The sequence below is a fragment of the Serratia odorifera genome, assembly GCF_041448735.1.
Classification (GTDB): domain Bacteria; phylum Pseudomonadota; class Gammaproteobacteria; order Enterobacterales; family Enterobacteriaceae; genus Serratia_F; species Serratia_F odorifera.
Genome location: NZ_JBGMUT010000002.1, coordinates 220,627 through 241,420, shown reverse-complemented (window position 1 = coordinate 241,420; position 20,794 = coordinate 220,627). Strand labels below are relative to the sequence as shown.

Genomic DNA, 20,794 nt, shown 5'->3' with positions numbered 1-20,794 from the left:
ACTCGCTGATTTCGCATTTTTTTACTGACTGCATGCGCGTGTTCCACGGCATTTTGCGACTCAGCTCGCATTTTTGCGTTATATGTAACCCTTTCCGCTTACAATCTCAACCCTTTTCTCTTGCATAACGATTACTTTTCCATCGCCATAATTTTACATTGTTTAAACATTACCATCTGGGCTGCCGTCATAAACATGTGCTTAACCCACTGATTAATAATGCTGACACCTCTATTCCCCCGCCGCAGCGCCAGCCACGATACAGGTTTAACACCGATCGTCACCCCGCGCTGGCAGCGCTTTTTTTAGCAAAAAAGCCGCAGCGCATTTAATCAGCGTTTAATTAGCTGACTTATATTTAGCAACAAAAGAAAGATTGCAACTCTCGGCAACGGCTGAAATTACAGGGGAAAGTGCGGGGCGATGCGGTTCGCCCCGGCCAAGTGACTATACTGCGACCGGTTTGACCCGGTTATGGCGAGGACGGCTGGCATACAAATAGAACAATACGGCGATAATGCTGCACAGCGCCATCGAGATCACCATCGGCCATGCCGTTTTGCCCGGCACCAGCGACAGCAGTGCCCCGACGATGGCGCCGATGCTGAACCGCAGCGTACCGGCCAGCGAGGATGCGGTGCCGGCCATATGCGGGAAGTCATCGAGGATCACCGCCATGGCGTTGGAAGAGATCATCGCAATGCAGCCAAGATAGACCGCCACGCCCAGCACCAGCGACCAGAAGCCCAGATCGGCCGCGCTGACCACCAGCAACCAGATGCCCATCGCCAACTGCACCATCAGCCCCAGTCGGAACATGTTGATGGCACCAAAACGGCGCACGTTGCGGCTGTTGACCAACGTGGTCAGGAACAGGAATACGATGTTCAGCGCAAAGTAGTAACCAAAATGCTGCGGTGAGACGTGGTTCAGCTCGATGTAGACAAACGGCCCGGCGCTGAGGAACGAGAACATGCCGGCAAACGAGAAGGCGCTGGCCAGCATATAGCTCAGCACCCGTTTATGGCGAAACAGCGAGCCAAAGTTGCCCAACGTGGTACGCAAATGGAATTTTTGCCGCCGCTCTTTGGGCAGGGTTTCCTTGATGTACAGCGCCACCAGCAGCGAGCCGATCAGCGCCGCCGCTCCCATGCTCCAGAAGATCGCGTGCCAGCTGAACCACAACAGCAGCGCACCGCCGATCATCGGCGCCAGCAACGGCGCGATGGTCATCACCAGAATGACGAACGACATCATGCGCGAGAATTCGTCCTTGGTGAACATGTCGCGCATCAGGGCATTAATCACCACGCTGGCCGCCGCAGCCGCCAGACCGTGCAGAAAACGCAGGTTGACCAGCTGTTCCACCGAGTCGGCCATCGCGCACGCACAGCCGGCCAGGGCAAAGATCAACGTGCCCCACAGGATCACCGGCTTGCGGCCGATGCTGTCCGACATCGGCCCATAGAACAGCTGACCGATGGCGAAACCGAACATATAGGCGCTAAGCGTCATTTGCACCCGCCCTGGTTCAACGCCGAATTCCCTGGCGATTACCGGCATACTGGGCAAGTACATGTCTATCGCCAACGGCATCAGCATCGACAGCAAGCCCAATATAAAGATTAAACCCAGATGAGAGGTCCGGTTCTGTTGCACGTTCAACGACTCCTTTATCAGCCGCAGCGGTTAATTAATCTTGTAAATGCGGAGCGCCGACGCTGGCGATCTCTTCCTCGGTCAGCGGGCGGTATTCGCCCGGCGCCAAATCGTCGTCCAGCCTGATGGCGCCAATGCGTTCGCGATGCAGGTCAACCACACGGTTGCCGACCGCTGCAAACATGCGCTTCACCTGGTGATAACGCCCTTCGCTGATGGTCAGGCGCACCCGATGTTCGTCAAGCTGTTCCAGTTGCGCCGGCCGGGTCAGATCTTTTTCATTATGCAGTTGCACCCCTGCGGCAAAATGCGACGCGGTGTCTGCCGCCAACGGCTGCTCCAGGGTCACCAGATAGGTTTTCTCGCAGTGATGCTTCGGCGAGGTGATACGGTGCGACCACTGGCCGTCGTCGGTCATCAGCACCAGGCCGGTGGTATCGATATCCAGTCGTCCGGCGGCATGCAGCTTGTAGGCCACCGGCTCTTCAAGAAAATACAGCACGGTGGGATGATCGGGATCGTCAGTGGAGCAGACATATCCCTGCGGTTTATTGAGCATGAAGTAGCGCGGCCCGTTCAGCTGTTCCAGCACATTGCCGTCAAACGCCACTTCCGTTTCCGGCGTCAGCTTCAGCGCCCCGCTTCTTACCACTTCACCGTCAACGGTGACGCGCTTTGCTCGGAGTTCACGCGCTACCAGCGCGCGGCTGATACCTAACTGCTGAGATAAAAACTTGTCCAGTCGCATGGGGTCTGCTTTGCCTGTCGTTGTTATGATCGCTTTGATCGTATCGCTAAAATATGACGAACCACCGTTGCATCAGGTGCAATGGCCGGCTCGGAGAGGGTGAATCAGTAAAATCGCGTGGGGAAACAGCGATTGCTGTCCGATGATTATAGCGGTGGAAACGGTGCCATGACAGGGCAATTTTGCTGTTGGTCGCAACCAATGCGCACAAACGGTACTATACGCGGAATATTTTTACGGCCAGAGGCGTTATTTCATGGCATTCACCCTACGCCCCTATCAGTTGGAGGCGGTCGAAGCCACTATCACCCATTTTCGTCAACACCCCGAACCGGCGCTGATCGTCCTGCCGACCGGTGCCGGCAAGAGCCTGGTGATCGCCGAACTGGCGAAGCGCGCGCGCGCGCGGGTGCTGGTACTGGCGCACGTCAAGGAGCTGGTAGCGCAAAACCACGCCAAATACTGCGCGTATGGCCTGGAGGCCGATATTTTCGCCGCCGGTCTGCAACAAAAGCAGAGCGCCGGTAAGGTGGTGTTCGGCAGCGTACAGTCCGTGGCGCGCAATCTGCCACTGTTCGACGGCGCATTTTCACTGTTGATTATCGACGAGTGCCACCGCATCAGCGACGATGACGACAGCCAGTACCAGCAAATCATCCAGCATTTGCAGCGCAGCAACCCGCAGCTGCGGCTGCTGGGTCTGACCGCCACCCCCTATCGACTCGGCAAGGGCTGGATTTATCAGTTTCACTACCACGGCTTCACGCGCGGCGACGCCAACGCGCTGTTTCGCGACTGTATTTATGAACTGCCGCTGCGCTACATGATCAAAAACGGCTATCTGGTGCCGCCGGAGCGGCTCGATATGCCCATCGTGCAATACGATTTCAGCCGCTTGCAGGCCAACGATCAAGGTTTGTTCAGCGAGGCCGCGTTGAACCGGGAATTGAAGCAGCAAAACCGCATCACACCGCACATCATCAGTCAGATTGTCGAATATGCCGACAGCCGCAAGGGGGTGATGATTTTTGCCTCCACCGTCGAGCATGCGCGCGAGATCCACGGTTTATTGCCGCAGGGTGAGGCGGCGCTGGTCAGCGCGGAAACGCCGCCGGCCGAGCGCGATGCGCTGATCGAGGCCTTCAAGCGCCAGCAGTTGCGCTATCTGGTCAACGTCGCGGTACTGACCACCGGCTTTGACGCGCCGCATGTCGATCTGATCGCCATTCTGCGTCCGACCGAATCGGTCAGCCTGTATCAGCAAATCGTCGGGCGTGGTCTGCGGCTGGCGCCGGACAAGCACGATTGCCTGATCCTCGATTACGCCGGCAATCCGCATGACCTGTTTACACCGGAAGTCGGCGTGCGCAAACCGCACGGCGACAGTCAGCCGGTACAGGTCTTCTGCCCGGCCTGCGGTTTCGCCAACTTATTCTGGGGCAAATGCACCGACAACGGCGACATCATCGAGCATTATGGCCGCCGCTGCCAGGGCTGGATGGAGGATGATGACGGCCAGCGCGAACAGTGCGATTATCGCTTCCGTTTCAAAAGCTGCCCGCACTGCGGGGCAGAAAACGACATTGCCGCCCGCCGCTGCCACCAATGTCAGGAAGTACTGGTCGATCCTGACGATATGCTGAAGGCGGCGCTGAAGCTGAAAGATGCGCTGGTGCTGCGCTGCGGCGGCATGACGCTGGACAGCGGCCGCGATGATAAGGGCGAATGGCTGAAGGCCACCTATTACGACGAAGACGGCACCAGCACCAGCGAACGTTTCCGCCTGCAGACGCCGGCACAGCGCAAGGCGTTTGAAATGCTGTTTCTACGCCCACACCAGCGTGCGCCGGGGGTGCCCTTCAGTTGGCAGCATGCCGCCGATATTCTCAGGCAGCAGGCGTTGCTGCGCCATCCTGATTTCGTCGTGGCGCGCAAACGCGGCCAGTTCTGGCAAATTCGCGAAAAGGTATTTGATTATCAGGGGCGTTTCCGGCGAGCCAACCAACTGTATTGACCGCCATCCCCCCGCCTGACCGGCAGGTTTTCATTGCCCTGGCGGTGGCTTTCCGTTAAAATGCCGCCCGCTTTACCCGGGTCCGCCCGGCGTAAACGCGAGTAAAACTGCTTTATCGAACCTGTTACTGGGTCGCCTGTAGCAGGGTAAATTTTCTTTCGAGAGAAAAAACAATGTTCACTATCAATGCAGAAGTACGTAAAGAGCAGGGTAAGGGTGCGAGCCGCCGCCTGCGTGCAGCTAACAAGTTCCCCGCTATCATCTACGGTGGCAAAGACGCTGCAATCGCTATCGAATTAGACCATGATTCTGTCAAGAACATGGAAGCTAAACCAGAGTTCTACGCTGAAGCTATCGTTCTGGTTGTCGACGGCAAAGAAACTAAAGTTAAAGTTCAGGCTGTACAGCGTCACGCTTTCAAGCCAAAACTGACCCACATCGACTTCGTTCGCGCTTAATCGCACAACGTTATCGAGCTTTAGTATTTCGGGACGCCGAAGTAAAAAACGCCGCAAATGCGGCGTTTTTTATTGTCTGCGATCCGCTGGCACTATTTGCCACCGTTCAACCGACGCTGTAGCTGGTCGCGCAGATTGGGTGGCGTGCCCCGGATGGTCAAGGTGTCGGTGGCCGCGTCCCAGAAAATGCGCTCGCCCAGCAACATCGCGTCAAAGTTGAGACTGATGCCGCCGCCGCTGCCGGCAAACTTGGTCAGTTGGCGCAAGGTGCCGCGATCCGCCGGGAAACTGTCTTCCAGTTCGTAACCCTGCTCGCTGGAAAATTGCAAAAAGTCTTTTTCGCCCAGCGGGGCGATTTCCGCCGACAGCGCTTGCAGTTCAATCTCTTCCCCTGCCTGCAACTGCTCGTTGCAATAGCTGTACACCTGCTGACGCACGCTCTGCCGTTCGTTTTTGTCCAGTTGCGCATCGGCACAGTAATCGTCTACCGCCTGCAACAGCCCACGGTTTTGCGCCTTGGTGTCCAGGCCCTCGGCCGCCGCCAGGAAGTCCATAAAGAAATCGGACACCTTGCGGCCAACCCGCCCTTTGAGGAAGGTCAGATAACGGGTGGATTCCGGGTTGGTTTCCCATTCGGTCAAATCAACGCGCGCAACGATATCCGCGTGGTTGATGTCCAGATAATGGGTGGTGCTGATGTCCAGCTCTTCGTTGACGCGCATACTGTTGCAGCTGTTGAGCACCGCGATCAGCAAATACTCCACCGCCAGGTAACGGTATTGGCCGAACAGTACCACGCCGCTCTCGGCAAACGGATATTTTGCCAGCTCGTCGCGCAGACGTCCGGTGGCGGCACGGCTGAATGCCAGGAAATCTTCGTCGCCCTTGCGGCAGGTCCGCAACGCCTGCGCCAACTCGCTCTCTTCATTGAACAGGCCGTAAGCCTTGCTTTTGGCGCTGTAAACGCGGTGCAGCTCCGCCATCATCTCTTCCACTGCCGCATTGGCGGGAAGAAGGGAATCGCGCAGCACCACATCCAGCGTTTGTTCGTCGCGTTTTACCAACTGGTGCAGTGCGATCTGGTCAATATCCAGACTCATGATAAATCCTCCTGTTCTTTGAGCGCGTATTCAAACACCGAAGGCAGAGAGCTGCAATTGAAAGATGGCGACGATCCGCAGGTCGCGATAAATTAGAGCGGAAAATCACGGCCCTATACGGTAAGATATGGGACTTTGTCAGGTTTTGAGCTCAACTTTATGCCACAATCATCCCGTTACAGTGACGAACATGTTGAACAACTGCTCTCTGAGCTAGTCAACGTTCTGGAAAAACACCATACTCCCACCGATCTCTCTTTGATGGTGTTGGGCAACATGGTAACCAACTTGATCAACACCAGCGTCTCTCCCGCACAGCGGCAGACGTTGGCGAGATCGTTTGCTGAAGCCCTACAGGCTTCTATCCGTGACGACAAAGCGCATTAATACTTAATTTATGGTGACAAACCGTCAGCGTTATCGTGAAAAAGTCTCCCAGATGATCAGCTGGGGGCACTGGTTCGCCTTGTTCAACATTCTGCTCAGCCTTGGGTTGGGCAGCCGCTATCTGTTTGTCGCCGACTGGCCTGCCTCGCTGCTGGGCCGGGTGTATGCGCTGGTCAGCCTGCTGGGGCACGTCAGCTTTATCGTCTTTGCCGGCTACCTGCTGATCATCTTCCCCCTCACCTTCGTGGTGATGTCGCAGCGGCTGCTGCGCTTTATCTCCGCCGCGCTGGCTACCGCCGGGCTGACCCTGCTGCTGGTCGACAGCGAGGTGTTCACCCGCTTCCACCTGCACCTGAATCCGGTGGTATGGGAACTGGTGGTCAACCCGGACCAGAGCGAACTGGCGCGCGACTGGCAGCTGATGTTCATTTGCGTGCCGGTGATTTTCCTGGTGGAAATGCTGTTCGCCACCTGGAGTTGGCAAAAGCTGCGCAGCCTGAATCGCCGCAGCTTCGGCAAGCCGCTGGCCGCGCTGTTTATTGTGTCGTTTTTTGCCTCGCACCTGATTTACATCTGGGCGGACGCCAATTTCTATCGGCCGATTACCATGCAGCGCGCCAATCTGCCGCTGTCGTACCCGATGACCGCGCGCAAGTTCCTGGAAAAACACGGCCTGCTCGACCCGCAAGAATACGAGCGCCGTTTGGTGCAGCAAGGCAACCCGGCTGCTGCTGCGGTTGAGTATCCTCTCAACGATCTCAGCTACAGCGACAAGGGCAGCGGTTATAACCTGCTGATGATCGTGGTAGACGGCATACGCACTCAGGATGTGGCGCAGGACATGCCCGCCCTCACCCGCTTCGCGCAGGAAAACGTGCGCTTCACCGATCACTACAGTACCGGCAACCATGCCGATACCAGCCTGTTCGGCTTGTTCTATGGCATTTCCCCGACTTACCTGGACGGCATTCTGGCATCGCGCAAGTCGTCAGCATTGATCAATGCGCTCAATAGCCAGGGTTATCAGTTCGGCCTGTTCTCTTCGGACGGTTTCAACGCACCGCTTTACCGTCAGGCACTGCTGACCGATTTCACCCTGCCGCCGGCGCAGGTGCAAAACGACAGCGCCACCACGCAGCAGTGGCAGCGTTGGCTGGCGGATCAAGGCAACAATATGCCGTGGTTCTCCTATCTCAACCTGCGCGGCAATGACACAGTGGCATCCGACAATGGCGATACGCCAACGCCGGCCGATTTTATGCAACGCTACCGCAGCGGCGCACGCGAGGTTGACGCGCAAATCGCCCAGGTGCTCGACACGCTGAAGCAACGTGGCATGCTGGAAAAAACCGTGGTGGTGATCACCGCCGAGCACGGCGTTGAATTCAACGATACCGGCAAAGGCCACTGGGGTGCCGGCAGTAGCTTCAGCCCGGCGCAGTTGCAGGTGCCGCTGGTGATCCACTGGCCAGGCACGCCGGCGCAGACCATCAACAAATTGACCAACCATAACGACGTGATGCGCACCCTGATGCAGCGGTTGCTGCACGTTAAAACCGCGGCCAACGATTATTCACAGGGTGAAGACCTGTTTACCGCTCAACGACGTAACAATTGGGTTGCTACCGGCAACAGCGATCTGCTGGTGATCACCACGCCGACGCAAACCATCGTGCTGGACAACAACGGCAATTACCGCGCCTACGACAAGAACGATAGCGAAATAAAGGACGAAAAACCGCAGCTTGGTTTGCTGTTGCAGGTTCTGACCGATGTAAAACGCTTTATTGCCAACTAACTGCTTAAAACTAAAGCAATCAGACGCGGCCATCTTGCAATGGCATCGGGAAAAGGTAGACTGTTTTTATCGCGTCGGCATGTAGCGCAGCCTGGTAGCGCACCGTCATGGGGTGTCGGGGGTCGGAGGTTCGAATCCTCTCATGCCGACCAAACATTCCTTTAGAAACCAACCCGTTGCGGTTGGTTTTTTTATGCCTGTCATAGGGTATCGCCATTGCCCCGCTGACCATGGCAGAACATCTCAACCTGTCGGTGGCCGCCAACGCTCCATCACTCGGCGTTGCGGCACAACGGCTCGCTCATAGCCGGCAAAGGCCGTGCGGCCAGCCAGCGCCACCAGCGACTATACTGCTTAATCATCCCTCCATCGCGGGTTTGCAACCACAGGATAACAGTGAGGTGAGCAGATGTTTGACCACGTAAAATTCGGCGTCAGTGACTATGACGTCAGTAAGTCCTTCTTTCTCAAGGCTCTGGAGCCTCTCGGCGTCAGCATATTGTCCGAGGGCGAGCCGACTTACGGCGTTGAACTTGGCACAGAAAGTAATGTTTCATTATGTCTGTTTCAAACCACGGAAAAACCGGCCCCGCTGCATCTGGCGTTTATTGCGCACAGCCGCCGGCAGGTCGACGCGTTTTATCGTGCCGCACTGGAAGCCGGTGGGCAGGACAACGGCGCACCCGGTTTGCGACCGCACTACCATGCAAATTATTATGCCGCCTTTGTCATCGGTCCGGATGGCCACAATATTGAAGCGGTCTGCCATCAGCCGGATACCTAGCGCTGCCCCTGACGCCGGTCTGTTCGGTCTGCCTGCCGGACCGCGCCCGCCCGTATAGCCCATACCTGAAGCGGGGTTTCTCTGCTATACCTTAAAGGTGCCCTGAGCATGATTTAAGGAGGCTCGATGCAACGTTCAATCCCTCTGTTATTAGCCTTGCTGCTTGCTGCCTGCTCTTCCGGCAGTGGCCCACCGCCACCGCCAACTGGCGACCCCACCCCACACTGCAATGAAGCCAGCGCCGACGCCAAGTGTGCGCCTTCGGTGGGGCCACAAACCTACTGACCCCATGCGGGCGCCATTAGACGGCGTCCGTTTTCCTGCGCCGAAAGCCGTTCAATTAAAAATGAAATAATTAACAATTTTATTTATATCCTGCTGAAATAGAACCTCTTTCCCTGACTGACATGGCAAAAAATCGAAAAATGGTACTACGCTATAGTGCTACTTGTGGCTATTCACCAAGGAAACATGATGAACGTATTACTGTATCAACAAAGCGCAGCCAGCATTTTCCAGACCACTCTGGGCAAAAAGCCGGCATTAAAAGACGTGGAATACTTTGCAAAAAAACTGATGGACGGTATGAGTACCAGCGAACTTGCCGCCTGGCTGATCCGTAGCCCTGACGGACAACGTCATTACGGTGAGATGTCAAAGGAACAGCAGGTATCGTTTGTTTATAGCAACCTGTATCAGCAACCGCCGTCCTCTAGCGAAGTCACCTCACTGGTCAATCAGTTAAATAGTGGGAAAACCCTCGGCAACGTTGCTGCCGGCCTGTCAGATGCATTGCTCAATTATCAGGGCCAGGATGAGACGATGCTGCAACAGCAAACCATATTGGATGATTCTATTATGCAGGCACTTTATCCGGGCGTTGCCGATACGCCGGCAGCCCACAGCGGGGCTCAAGATGTACTGGCGCTATTTTATGCCGTTGGCGCCATCGCCACTGCCGATGGCGTGACTTATTGGGGTAACGTCATCGGCAGTGGAACAAATACCTTTGCCAATGTTGCACAGAAATTTATCGACACCAGACCGGCGAAGTTCGCTGCCCTCAACGACAGCGAGTTCATCAACAAGATTTATGTTCAGCTGTTTACCCACGCGCCCAACGAGGTCGCGGTGAACCATTATCTCGGCGCCATGGCCGAACAGCAGCTAAGTCGCGGCGCCGTTCTCAGCATGATGATTGACGATTTGCGTACCTCGACCGCCGAAAGTGACTCAGCCGCCCAGCAAAAACTGGCGAAGGTAGAACATGTGTACGGTCCGGGAGAAATGCCAACGGCGGAACACCAGGAAACCGTGGCCGCCTTGTACCTGTCGATAGCCGGGCGCGGCGTGGACGCCTCTGGGCTGGAAGCCTGGTCCAAGTTTCTCGCCAGTGGTGCCAGCGAGTACGATCTGTTGAAAATTCTCGCCAAAAGCGGCGAATTCAGCGGAGCCGAAGACTATGTGAAACTCTATTACACCCTGCATGGTAATCAGCGACCGTTAAGCGAGATGGAAAGCCAGGCCATTTTACTGCGCGCGGGCAACGATAAACTGCAGGCCTCGCTAGTAGTGCTGGAGGCCTTCCGCACCGGTGAAAGTCTGATCGGCAGTAACAATCCGGTGTCCGTCAGCAAGATTTTCGAGTTCAATCATGCTCTGGCCACCTCGCTTGGCTACAAAACAATCCCGCAACTGGATGTCAGCCAGGACGGCGGCAATCCGTCGGGCGATGTTAACGGCTACGGCTACCATAAGGTAACCGACAGCGAGCTCACGCTCTTTACCTCGCTGGTGCTGCAGGTGAACCATGCCGCGAGCGTCGATCTGTCGCACGCTATGGATCTCGACGGCGTCACACTGACCGGCGATCTGGCCGCCAACCCGACGACCGTCGCTTCGTTGGTCAATCAGGATAAATCGTTAAGCTTGCAACTGAATAACGCAGCACTCAACGCTGCCGCAGGCACGCTGCAGTTGGGCGTAGAAAACGATAATGTGCTCTTCACTGGCGATGCCGATCTCAGCCAGGCCAATCTGAAGATTTATCTGGATGACGGTATCAATACGCTGCGCTGGCAAGGAAACAGCGTCAATGGCGGAGCCAACAACGTCAGCGAGAATTTTTACGCCAGCGGTAAGGAGTTCACAGCCGAAAGCGCCTATTCCATCATGGACGCCAATTTTATTACCAAAACCATTCAGTTAACCACTCAGCCTGATGGCAGCATCACTGGCGCCGTCAGCCATAACCTGAAAAACTTCAGCAACTTCCAATACGTCGAGCTGAGCGGCTATACCGGTACCGGTGAAATTTATCTGGATGGCCAGCGGGTTGGCAACGACGGCGCAAAAGTCTTCGATCGCGGTTTGTATGTCAATATGGCGACCATTAACAACCCTGATCATGACGACGTAGCCTCGCTTACCCAGGATCGGATCGATTATGTGAATGCACAGTTCCCGGCCATGCTGCTAACGGCAAAACCGGATCAGGTTCGCGTTATCAACGTTCCGCTTGAGGATCAACTGGTGATTGCCAACAACCTCGGCAGCGACAGCCATCTGCAGTTGGAAACCGCACATTACCCCCGTATCAACAACGACCAGAAGGCGCTGACGGTGAGTATTATGCGTGATTTGGACGTAGGTTCAGGCGCTGCCCCCAATAAAGGGCAATATATTGATGCGGGCACCCTCGGCCTTACCTCACACTTTGGTGAGCAACCGGCAGGAGCGCTAAGTATTTTTGTCCAGTCGGTAAATACCTCGCTGACCCTGTCCGGCGGTAATAACCACCTCACCGACGTCACCGTTGATGGCATTGGCTTATACAGCAGTAATTATGAGGTTAACCTGCACATCAAGGCCGACTTTAGCGACTCGTTGCAGCATGTCGGCGCGATGCAGGACGACATGCTGCCCTACACCCAGATGCAATACAACCTGACCCTTGACGTCGGCGGTACCGGCGGCGGTGATTTTTATCAAAACCTGCTCTCGCTGCAAGACAACGCACGTTTCAGTGAACTGCTCGACGGATTGAGCGGCTATCAGCTGCGCGTCACCGGCGGCAATGCCGATGACAGCTTCAAGGTTATCGGCAACACCACGGTATCAGGCGGCAGTGGTTCAGGCGTCGATATTACCACCTTCGAGCACAGCAGCGTCGACAGCATGGTGAAAGTCATTGATGTGCTGTCGCCGCTAGACAGGATCGTTGCCGGAGAAGCCGGACATCAATGGTCATTTTCCTCCAGGGCCGAAAAGCAGATGGCGGTGTACGGGGATTACACCAGCAGCAGTAAGCTGAATGCCCTGTTTGACTCGATTGACGGTGCCGCCAACGGCTCCGCCCAGGCGCTGTTCTCTTCGGTATTGAGCGCGGCGACCGCAGGTGCCAGCGATGGACAACTGGCTGAAGTGGGTGCGTTGAAACTGGGGAACGCGCTGTATGTGATCGTGGACAACAACGCCAATCAGTCGTTTGACGATCGGGATATGGTGTTTTCTCTCGGCGATCGCGACATTTATCAAACGGCATTGCAATTACACTATGACTCGCCAGAGGTTGCCCTGAGCGGCATTGCCGCCGCCCAGCATGAGACGTTTGCCTGACGCAAGAAAAAACCCCAGCATAAATGCTGGGGTTTCTTTTATGGTGCCGGCTACCGGAGTCGAACTGGTGACCTACTGATTACAAGTCAGTTGCTCTACCTACTGAGCTAAGCCGGCGAATCTGTTGGAAAGTCGGTCTGTTTCCGTGGAGCGCAATATAATACAGCCAAACGAGAACAATCAAGGCTAATCAACAGATTATTGATTCAATCGGCTAAAAATCCCGCTAATGCGGTGCTGCGCCCTGCAACTGCGTAACACGCCTGCCCGGCGCTGGCGTTCCGACAGGCGGCGCGGCGTTAAACCCGCTCCAAAAAGCAAAAACCCCAGGCTAGTGAGCCTGGGGTTTGAATTTGGCGGAAGGACAGAGATTCGAACTCTGGGAGCTGTTACACTCGACGGTTTTCAAGACCGCTGCCTTAAACCACTCAGCCATCCTTCCGATGGGCGCAGATATTAGCGATACCGTTCTGAAATGTCTATCGTTTTTTGATAAAAAAATGCAGCTTGCCGCACAAGTGATTAATCTTCAGCCTTTTGGCGGCTTAAAAATGAAGAACCCCGCAAAAACGGGGCTCTTTTGATTGTTTCGCAGCCAGTTATTTAGGCTGTGAGTCGTATTCCGAACAGCTCTGATAGCCCTTGTTCATCACGTGACCGGTATCGTTATAGCTGACGAAATAGGTTTGCGCCTTGCCATCGCGTGGCGCGACCGCATAGGTATCACAGGTGCCCTGTGCATGGATCAGGGTCGCAGAGGTGGACGGCGGTCCGGCGATAGCGCGTACCTGTTGCTTAGTCATCCCTACTTTCACATCGCTTACCACAGGTTCCTTAACGTAACTGGCGGCCCTGTCGTAAGCGGTACAGCCAGCAAGAATGGAAAATACCGCGGCTGTGCTAACGGCTAAAACCAGCTTCTTCGTCATAGCTTGTCCTCTTAACGTGCATTTATTGTCTTCTAAGTCTAGATGGCAAAAGGCTTTTCGACAAATTTCACTTTAACGCTCAGTGCTGTTTTTGCCAAAGATAACGCAGCAGATCGCACAACAGAAACAGCAGCAGACTGATGCCCATCACCGGCAAGGCAAACGCCAGCAATAGCGTGCACACCACAATAACGCTCAACCATCCCTTCGGCGTACGTCGCAATACCAGCAACGGCGAACGCGGCGGTTTAGCGGTAATCCGCGTTGGCCGCCCGCGCCACCACATGACATACCCCATTACCACCATCGCCACCAATCCGGCGGCGAATGCCACCAGCACCAGTTCATTCACCCAACCAAACAATACCCCCATATGCAGATCGATACCCCAGCGGGTAAGTTTGGCGGCCAGGGGATAGCGCTCAAAACTCACCTTATCGGTGATCTGCATGGTAGCGCCGTCTACCGCCACGGCATCTACCTGGGTCGGCCATCGACGGTCGATTTCACTGACCGACCAGGCCTGACCCGGTGCGCTCGGTTGCCTGATCTCAATTTTCTGCGCGTCGATGCCAGCCTGACGGGCCGCGTGCAGCACGCGATCGTAGCTTTCGGCTCGCCACTCGGGGCGGGTTTGCGGCAGCATCGACATGCCATGTGCGCGATGCTCGGCATGCTCATCCGCCGGCGTCGCCGAGGCGGCATGCAGAGCGGTCGAGATCGACGGCGTCGCCCAGCCAAACTGCTGGCGCAGCACGCTGATATTGTCGCCTGCCCACTGCGACCAGGTCAGCCCAGTGGCGGAAAAGAACACCAGCCCCAGCAGTATTATCAACCCCAGTTGCTGATGCACGCCGCGTATGCCTCGCTGCCGCCGCGCCGCCCTGCGGCGCACGCCCCAGAGAGCCAGCCCGCCCAGCGCCGCAAGCCAGAGCCATGAGGCGGCCAGTTCACTATAGTTACGCCCCAGTTCCCCCAGCAACAGGCTGCGATGCAGTTGATCCAGCCAGGTTCGTAGCGGTAATACGCCGCTGGTGCCATACACCGGCAGCTGTCCATGCGTTTCGGCACTGACCGGATCGACAAATACCGCCAGCCGCTCGGATGCCTGCATGCCAGCCACGTTGAAAAGAACACGGGTGTTTTCGCCCGCCGCCGCTGACGGACGCACCGCAGCAAGCGCAGCCCCGGCCGGCGCGTCGGCCTGTGCCGCCCTGATTTGTAACGCCAGCGGCAATGCCGGCCCCTGGCTCGAATGGTACAGCCGGTCAGCGTAATAATATGACTCGATTTGCGGCGTCAACGCATAGAATATTCCGCTGAGTGCGGCAATAAGCATAAACGGACCGACAAACAGGCCGATATAAAAGTGCAGGCGCATCAGCAATGGAATAAACCAGCTACGGGTAGTCAGCTGATGCTGAATATTATCCTCAGCCAGCGACAACGAGGGTAATCGTTCGGACATTATGCAGTTTCCTTTGCAGGAATAGAGATATCGCCGGAATCTATCCGATATTTTTTTATTTAACAAATAAAAATGGCATTTAAATAAAAACAACCAGAGCGTCGCAATGTATTACGGTGTTGGAAAATTGTGAAAGATGTTACAATCCGCTGCGAATTGTCTTTTCCGCCCGCTCGATTCATTGTCACCAAGGACGCGATAACCGTGAAGCGCTCAGCACAACATCTCCGCATGCCGGCCTGGCTGGGCCTGTTTGCCATGTTGATGATTTTCCTGGCGCCACTAATATCCTCACAACTTGCTGATAAACATCATTTAAGCATGACGATGCCGATGAGTGGACATCAGATGATGCCGCATCATCAGACGCGACAGTCAGCCCCCATGACGCATCATGACGCGGGAGACGCCGGGGTAGATCTTTGCGGTTATTGCAGCCTGTTCCATCATACCCCTGCGCTAGACACAACCCTATTCTTGCCACCGGGCAACGCGTTTCAACCAGCCGCTGTTATTGCCGTAGGTATATTTAGCATTACTCTCGCTGATTTATTCCCACCTTATCAAACGCGCGCGCCGCCAGTGGCGATTTTATTTTCATAAGACAACATAATGTTAATGCCTTATTTTATTGAGGTAGGGTTTACTACATCCGTTAATTAATAAACCCAGACTCATTATTAAAATATTAATAAACTATTTAAAAGCCAAAGTCGCTTAATGCCGGCACATTATCCGGGCGCCGCCCCAACGGCCAATGAAAGTGGCGTTCAGCATCCTTAATCGGACAATCGTTAATACAGGCGTGCCGCTGCACCATCAACCCCTGGTCGTTGAATTGCCAATTTTCGTTACCGTAGCTGCGATACCAGTTACCGCTGTCATCATGCCATTCGTAGGCAAAGCGCACCGCAATACGTGCGCCGTCAAACGCCCATAACTCCTTGATCAGTCGGTAATCCAGCTCTTTCGCCCATTTGCGCTGCAAAAACGCCACCACCGCATCACGACCATCAACATATTCGGCACGATTACGCCAGTGGGTATCTGGTGAATAGACCTGCGCGACACGCAGCGGATCGCGGCTATTCCATGCATCCTCTGCCAGGCGCACCTTTTCTATCGCCGATTCACGGCTAAATGGCGGTAATGGGGGTTTGATACTCATGCTTCACCTCGGGTAACTGTAAGTAGACAGAGTTGTCTACATATTTACGCTAGCGCAGGTAGACAGAGTTGTCTACAATCGATGCAGTGAATTTTTCAGGACGGTTCAATGACCACATCAGGCAAAACCTCGGCGGCGCGTCAGCGCATTTTGCTCACCGCACATGATCTGTTTTACCGCGACGGCATCCGCGCAACGGGCATTGATCGGATCATCAACGCCGCCGGGGTGACCAAAGTGACGTTCTATCGCCACTTTGCCAGCAAGAACGCGTTGATAGAGGCATTCCTGAACTATCGGCATCAGCAATGGCTTGACTGGTTTCGCCATACCCTGGCCCAGCAGGTAACTAAACGGGGCGATCTGTTCCGCGCGCTGCCGCCCTGTCTGGAAACATGGTTCAACGATGGCGGTTTTCGCGGTTGCGCATTTATCAATAGCGCGGTGGAATTGGCCGATCTGCTGCCGGCAAGTCTTGAGATCGCACAGGCCCACAAGCAGCAGATGAGCGAGGAAATTGCCCGCTATCTGCCAGCAGACAATCGCCAGCAGCGGGCGGCGATCGTTGCCATGCTGGTCGACGGCGCGATCGTCAAGGTGCAAATCGAGCAACAGGCGCAGACGGCGCTGCTGACGCTAGCAGAGACGCTGTCGGCGCTGTCCCTGGCCTGGCGCGCTCAATAATTGTCCCACAGTCCTGGCGTAACCAGCTCCAGCAGATGATGGTCGGGATCGCGAAAATACAGACTTTCGCCGCCGCGAGGCCAATTCATCCGCCCTTCTATCTCGACGCCATGCTGGGCAAGCTGGCGCTCCCAGGCGGGCAATTGCTGCCGACTGACCGCCAGGCCAATATGATAAGGCCCGTGGCCGTCATGCGGCGGAATATAGCCGGTCGGCTCAGGCGAACCGCCCAGCGCATCGCCTTTGACAAATAGCAGCAGCACGTTCTGCCCCCCACGTCGTAGGCGCGAAAACGCGCTTTCGCCACCATCGCCGGCAGCAGCAGCACCGTTTCATAGAACTGGCTGGCACGCGCCATATCACTGACATACAACGCCGTTTCAATTACCCGCTCGATTTTCAATTCCATAGACTGCCTCCTGACTGGTCAGCGTCAGCCAAGCATAGTCAGGCGTTGCCAGCACCAACGAGCAATCCGTGCCAAAACGCCGGCAAAAAAAAACGCGGCCCGGAGGCCGCGTTGCTAACGTCACGCTGGTGCTTAGAACTGGTAAACCAGGCCCACGGCAACCACGTCGTCGGTGTTGATACCGGCGGCTTTGGTGAAGTCATTTTCATCCATCAGGTTGATTTTGTAATCAACGTAGGTAGACATGTTTTTGTTGAAGTAGTAGGTCGCGCCCACATCAACATACTTCATCAGATCCTGATCGCCGTAACCTTGCTCGATGTCCTTGCCTTTAGACTGCAGGTAGGCCACGGAAGGACGCAGACCGAAGTCGAACTGGTACTGAGCCACGATTTCAACGTTCTGCGCTTTGTTAGCGTAGCCGTAAGCCGAGCTGCCGGTTTTACCGAAGCGGGTAGCGTTGTAAGACTGGGTGTACATCGCTGCCAGGTAAACGTTGTTCGCGTCGTATTTCAGACCGCCGCTGTAAGCTTCAGCCTTGTCGCCGCTGCCCAGGATGGTTGGGTTGTTATAACCATTCTGTTCGTTGGTACGGTCGGAAGAGAAGTATGCCGCTGCCGCGCTGATGCCGTAACCCAGGTCATAGCTGGCTGACATGCCGTAACCGTCGCCGTTCTGTGCCAGAACGTCACGACCGTTGTTGGATTCGGTTGCGCTGTCGTTTTTGCCCTGGTACTGCAGAGCAAAGTTCAGGCCGTCAACCAGACCGAAGAAGTCATTGTTACGGTAAGTCAGCACGCCGTTGGTACGCTGGAACATGAAGTTGTCAGCGCCGTAGGTGTCGCCACCGAACTCAGGCAGTACGTCGGTCCATGCGCCGATGTCGTACAGCACGCCGTAGTTACGGCCGTAATCCAGTGAGCCATAGTCGCCAAAACGCAGACCGGCGAAACCAACACGGGTGAAGGAGTCATTTTCAGCTTCGGTTTTGTTCAACTGAACCTGATATTCCCACTCACCGTAGCCGGTCAGCTGGTCGCTGATTTGCGTCTCGCCACGCAGGCCAAAACGCATATAGGACTGATCGCCATCAGAACCCTTGTCATCAGAGAAATAGTGAAGACCGTCGATTTTACCGAACAAATCCAGTTTATTACCGTCTTTGTTGTAGATTTCCGCAGCGCCCGCAGTGCCGGCAACCAGCAATGCAGGAACAATCAGGGAGAGTACTCGAAGTTTCATCGTTATTATCCTCGTTAATTATGTCGAGCTATGGCCACTGCCCTTCTGAGCATTATTAGCGCGACTGTGCATTACCATTCTGGTAACAAGGGTTATATTAATCCAGAAAGAAAATGATACCAAGTATCAGATAGTGTTTCAGAGTCATATTTAAAGGTTTCAAGATGTAAATATGGGCGAACTTTAACAAAACCTTACAGACAAAGAAAATACCGCACAGAAAGACAAAAAATAACCTAAAACAATAGAAAACAAACAGATATACAAAACTTTAAATTACTATTGAATACCATACAAAACTTAAGCGCGATAAGCACGTACTGTCAAAATGAAATGTAATCCCAGCATTATAATTCTCTCGCTATCATCATTATTTTCATTATTACCTTCATTATCTGTACGATAATTTCTGTACTTTACAGCCGGCCTACTGGGCCGGTTTTTTATTGCCCCTCTCCCGACTCCTGGTTGAAAAAAACGCACTTTTCGCCCCAAAATAGTCACTTACAGATATAATCACCCTCGCTTATTTGCGCACAAAACGCTAAACAAGATGGCGATATTTAGTCTACGCCTTAATATTTTATCGAATTATTTTTCGTTCACCGTTCGATTATTGTCCATTAAGGCACAAAATATGCACAAGCGGCGGGTTTTCTACGCCATTACTGATAGACTTGACGATTATTGTTTTAAGTAAAATTTATGAACCGCCAACTCGAAAGCCAATGGCAGCGATTGCAAGCATCAGCGTTCCGCGCCAAATTTCACCTCAATGTCAAAGACCAGGCCTACCTGCAGAATAAGGGGTTGCCGCTGATCCTCAGCCATGCCCGCGATTTTGTCGACCGCCGTTTGGCACCCGCCTGGCCGAAAAACGATGGCAAACAGACGCCGATGCGCGGTCACCCGGCGTTCGTGGCTCAGCATGCCACCGCCACATGCTGTCGCGGATGTCTGGCCAAATGGCATGGCATTCCACCGGGCGTGGAACTGGATGAGCCGCAACGCCAGTATATCGTGCAATTGATCGGTCTGTGGCTGGTACGCAAGGCCGGCGCGCAAGCGGAGGAACATGCAAATCCTTTCGACCCGGATCGCGCTTTGTGATAAAAACAGGGCACAACTTTAGTCGAACATCCCATAACAGATCCTGATGCCCACATGACATCCACTTTGTGCACTGAACAACCAAAACCCGGCGTCCCCGCCCAGATTGCCACGCGCATGGCGTTCTTTGTCGCTGGTCTGGGGATGGCCGCCTGGGCGCCGCTGGTGCCGTTTGCCAAAACGCGACTCGCGCTGGATGACGGTGCATTAGGCTTATTGCTGTTGTGCATTGGTGCTGGCTCGATGCTGGCCATGCCCTTTACCGGTTTGCTGACCGGTAAATTTGGCTGCCGTCGGGTGATCCTGCTGGCTGGACTGGCGCTGTGCATCGATTTGCCGCTGCTGGCCACCATGGACTCGACCGGCGGCATGGCGCTGGCGCTGTTACTGTTTGGTGCCGCGATCGGCATGATCGATGTCGCGATGAACATTCAGGCGGTGATTGTCGAACGAGCCAGCGGCCGCGCCATGATGTCCGGCTTCCATGGTTTTTTCAGCGTTGGCGGCATCGCCGGCGCCGGCGGCATTAGCGCCGTGCTGTGGCTCGGCCTCACTCCGTTAATGGCCTCGCTGGTGGCCGTGTTGGCCATTGCGCTGTTGCTGGCGCTTGCCGGCAGGCACTTGTTGCGCGACAGCGGCGCCCAGGAAGGCAGTCCTTTATTTGTACTGCCGCGCGGCTGGGTGATGTTTATCGGCATGCTGTGCTTTATCATGTTTCTGGCGGAAGGCTCAATGCTGGACTGGAGCGCCTTGTTCCTGACGACGCTGCGCGGCGTGGAGCATAGCCAGGCCGGACTGGGCTATGCGCTGTTTTCGATTACCATGACCCTGGGCCGCCTGAATGGCGACCGGGTGGTCAATGCGCTGGGGCGTTATAAAGTAGTACTGGCTGGCAGCCTGTGTGCTGCGCTGGGTTTGGCGCTGGCTGTCATGTTCAACGGTGCCATCATCGCGCTGGTGGGCTTTATGCTGGTAGGGCTCGGCGCGTCAAACGTGGTGCCGATCCTGTTCAGCGCCGCCGGCAATCAACGCGACATGCCCGCCAACCTGGCCATCGCCTCGGTCACCACCGTCGGTTACGCCGGTATTCTTGCCGGGCCGGCGCTGATTGGATTTATCGCTCAGCTTTCCAGCCTGACGGTGGCCTTCGGCTGCGTTGCCGTGCTGTTGCTGGCGGTGGCCGCCAGCGCCAGAGCCGTTACTCGCTAATTCAGGACG

19 protein-coding genes and 3 tRNA genes are annotated in these 20,794 nt (G+C 55.2%); 12 read left to right on the top strand and 10 right to left on the bottom strand.

Annotated elements, in window-relative coordinates:
• Positions 1–447 precede the first annotated feature (447 nt).
• Together ACCC84_RS07275 and rsuA are read right to left on the bottom strand one after the other, a co-directional pair.
• Positions 448–1,659: a Bcr/CflA family multidrug efflux MFS transporter gene (locus tag ACCC84_RS07275; RefSeq protein ID WP_039991894.1), complete on the bottom strand. Its 1,212-nt coding sequence runs from the start codon at positions 1,657–1,659 to the stop codon at positions 448–450.
• A 34-nt stretch (positions 1,660–1,693) separates the two neighbouring features.
• The gene (gene rsuA, locus ACCC84_RS07270; protein ID WP_004960707.1) at positions 1,694–2,407 is read right to left on the bottom strand and encodes a 16S rRNA pseudouridine(516) synthase RsuA; all 714 of its coding nucleotides are present in this window, start codon (positions 2,405–2,407) and stop codon (positions 1,694–1,696) included.
• Between the two features lie 256 nt (positions 2,408–2,663).
• Between rsuA and radD the strand changes: the two genes are divergently transcribed.
• Positions 2,664–4,421 carry a DNA repair helicase RadD gene (gene radD, locus ACCC84_RS07265; protein WP_371901685.1) on the top strand — a complete coding sequence of 586 codons (1,758 nt, stop codon included), beginning with the start codon at positions 2,664–2,666 and terminating at the stop codon, positions 4,419–4,421.
• Between the two features lie 173 nt (positions 4,422–4,594).
• Positions 4,595–4,879, top strand: a complete 285-nt coding sequence (gene rplY, locus ACCC84_RS07260; RefSeq protein WP_004960703.1) for a 50S ribosomal protein L25 — start codon at positions 4,595–4,597, stop codon at positions 4,877–4,879.
• A gap of 92 nt (positions 4,880–4,971) precedes the next feature.
• On the opposite strand, the gene yejK is transcribed toward rplY, so the two are convergent.
• The gene (gene yejK, locus ACCC84_RS07255) at positions 4,972–5,979 is read right to left on the bottom strand and encodes a nucleoid-associated protein YejK (RefSeq protein WP_198773446.1); all 1,008 of its coding nucleotides are present in this window, start codon (positions 5,977–5,979) and stop codon (positions 4,972–4,974) included.
• A gap of 159 nt (positions 5,980–6,138) precedes the next feature.
• Between yejK and ACCC84_RS07250 the strand changes: the two genes are divergently transcribed.
• The 6 genes from ACCC84_RS07250 (at position 6,139) to ACCC84_RS07225 (ending at position 12,566) form a co-directional block, all read left to right on the top strand.
• Positions 6,139–6,366 (top strand): YejL family protein, encoded by a 228-nt coding sequence (locus ACCC84_RS07250; RefSeq protein WP_004960694.1) that lies wholly within the window; start codon positions 6,139–6,141, stop codon positions 6,364–6,366.
• Between the two features lie 10 nt (positions 6,367–6,376).
• Complete coding sequence (yejM, locus tag ACCC84_RS07245; protein WP_004960691.1) at positions 6,377–8,164, top strand: LPS biosynthesis-modulating metalloenzyme YejM; 1,788 nt, start codon at positions 6,377–6,379, stop codon at positions 8,162–8,164.
• 75 nt (positions 8,165–8,239) lie between these two features.
• Positions 8,240–8,316, top strand: a tRNA-Pro gene (locus ACCC84_RS07240).
• A gap of 257 nt (positions 8,317–8,573) precedes the next feature.
• Positions 8,574–8,948 (top strand): VOC family protein, encoded by a 375-nt coding sequence (locus ACCC84_RS07235; protein ID WP_004960662.1) that lies wholly within the window; start codon positions 8,574–8,576, stop codon positions 8,946–8,948.
• A gap of 126 nt (positions 8,949–9,074) precedes the next feature.
• On the top strand, positions 9,075–9,233 hold the full coding sequence (locus ACCC84_RS07230) for a hypothetical protein (RefSeq protein ID WP_156000356.1): 159 nt from the start codon (positions 9,075–9,077) through the stop codon (positions 9,231–9,233).
• Positions 9,234–9,419: 186 nt separating this feature from the next.
• Positions 9,420–12,566: a DUF4214 domain-containing protein gene (locus ACCC84_RS07225; RefSeq protein ID WP_227745698.1), complete on the top strand. Its 3,147-nt coding sequence runs from the start codon at positions 9,420–9,422 to the stop codon at positions 12,564–12,566.
• Between the two features lie 41 nt (positions 12,567–12,607).
• Here ACCC84_RS07225 and ACCC84_RS07220 read toward each other — a convergent pair.
• The 4 genes from ACCC84_RS07220 to ACCC84_RS07205 form a co-directional block, all read right to left on the bottom strand.
• Positions 12,608–12,683: transfer RNA gene (locus ACCC84_RS07220), tRNA-Thr, on the bottom strand.
• Between the two features lie 237 nt (positions 12,684–12,920).
• Positions 12,921–13,008 (bottom strand) — tRNA-Ser (locus ACCC84_RS07215).
• A gap of 157 nt (positions 13,009–13,165) precedes the next feature.
• Positions 13,166–13,495: an osmotically-inducible lipoprotein OsmE gene (osmE, locus tag ACCC84_RS07210; protein ID WP_004960655.1), complete on the bottom strand. Its 330-nt coding sequence runs from the start codon at positions 13,493–13,495 to the stop codon at positions 13,166–13,168.
• Positions 13,496–13,574: 79 nt separating this feature from the next.
• Positions 13,575–14,963, bottom strand: coding sequence for a PepSY-associated TM helix domain-containing protein (locus ACCC84_RS07205; RefSeq protein WP_371901684.1), 1,389 nt, complete (start codon positions 14,961–14,963; stop codon positions 13,575–13,577).
• Positions 14,964–15,092: 129 nt separating this feature from the next.
• Between ACCC84_RS07205 and ACCC84_RS07200 the strand changes: the two genes are divergently transcribed.
• Positions 15,093–15,566, top strand: a complete 474-nt coding sequence (locus tag ACCC84_RS07200; RefSeq protein ID WP_050763115.1) for a DUF2946 domain-containing protein — start codon at positions 15,093–15,095, stop codon at positions 15,564–15,566.
• A 97-nt stretch (positions 15,567–15,663) separates the two neighbouring features.
• Here ACCC84_RS07200 and ACCC84_RS07195 read toward each other — a convergent pair whose 3' ends face one another.
• Entirely contained in the window at positions 15,664–16,131 is a 468-nt protein-coding gene (locus ACCC84_RS07195; RefSeq protein WP_273869546.1) for a nuclear transport factor 2 family protein, read from the bottom strand.
• A gap of 108 nt (positions 16,132–16,239) precedes the next feature.
• Between ACCC84_RS07195 and ACCC84_RS07190 the strand changes: the two genes are divergently transcribed.
• Positions 16,240–16,815, top strand: coding sequence for a TetR/AcrR family transcriptional regulator (locus ACCC84_RS07190; protein WP_198773451.1), 576 nt, complete (start codon positions 16,240–16,242; stop codon positions 16,813–16,815).
• On the opposite strand, the gene ACCC84_RS07185 is transcribed toward ACCC84_RS07190, so the two are convergent.
• Positions 16,809–17,078: a VOC family protein gene (locus tag ACCC84_RS07185; protein ID WP_004960650.1), complete on the bottom strand. Its 270-nt coding sequence runs from the start codon at positions 17,076–17,078 to the stop codon at positions 16,809–16,811. The genes ACCC84_RS07190 and ACCC84_RS07185 overlap by 7 nt on opposite strands.
• A 278-nt stretch (positions 17,079–17,356) precedes the next feature.
• The gene (locus ACCC84_RS07180) at positions 17,357–18,466 is read right to left on the bottom strand and encodes a porin OmpC (RefSeq protein ID WP_004960647.1); all 1,110 of its coding nucleotides are present in this window, start codon (positions 18,464–18,466) and stop codon (positions 17,357–17,359) included.
• Between the two features lie 705 nt (positions 18,467–19,171).
• On the opposite strand from ACCC84_RS07180, the gene ACCC84_RS07175 reads away from it, so the two are divergent.
• Together ACCC84_RS07175 and ACCC84_RS07170 are read left to right on the top strand one after the other, a co-directional pair.
• Positions 19,172–19,576: a DUF4186 domain-containing protein gene (locus ACCC84_RS07175; RefSeq protein WP_004960645.1), complete on the top strand. Its 405-nt coding sequence runs from the start codon at positions 19,172–19,174 to the stop codon at positions 19,574–19,576.
• Between the two features lie 54 nt (positions 19,577–19,630).
• On the top strand, positions 19,631–20,785 hold the full coding sequence (locus ACCC84_RS07170) for an MFS transporter (protein WP_004960642.1): 1,155 nt from the start codon (positions 19,631–19,633) through the stop codon (positions 20,783–20,785).
• The last annotated feature ends 9 nt before the right edge of the window (positions 20,786–20,794 follow it).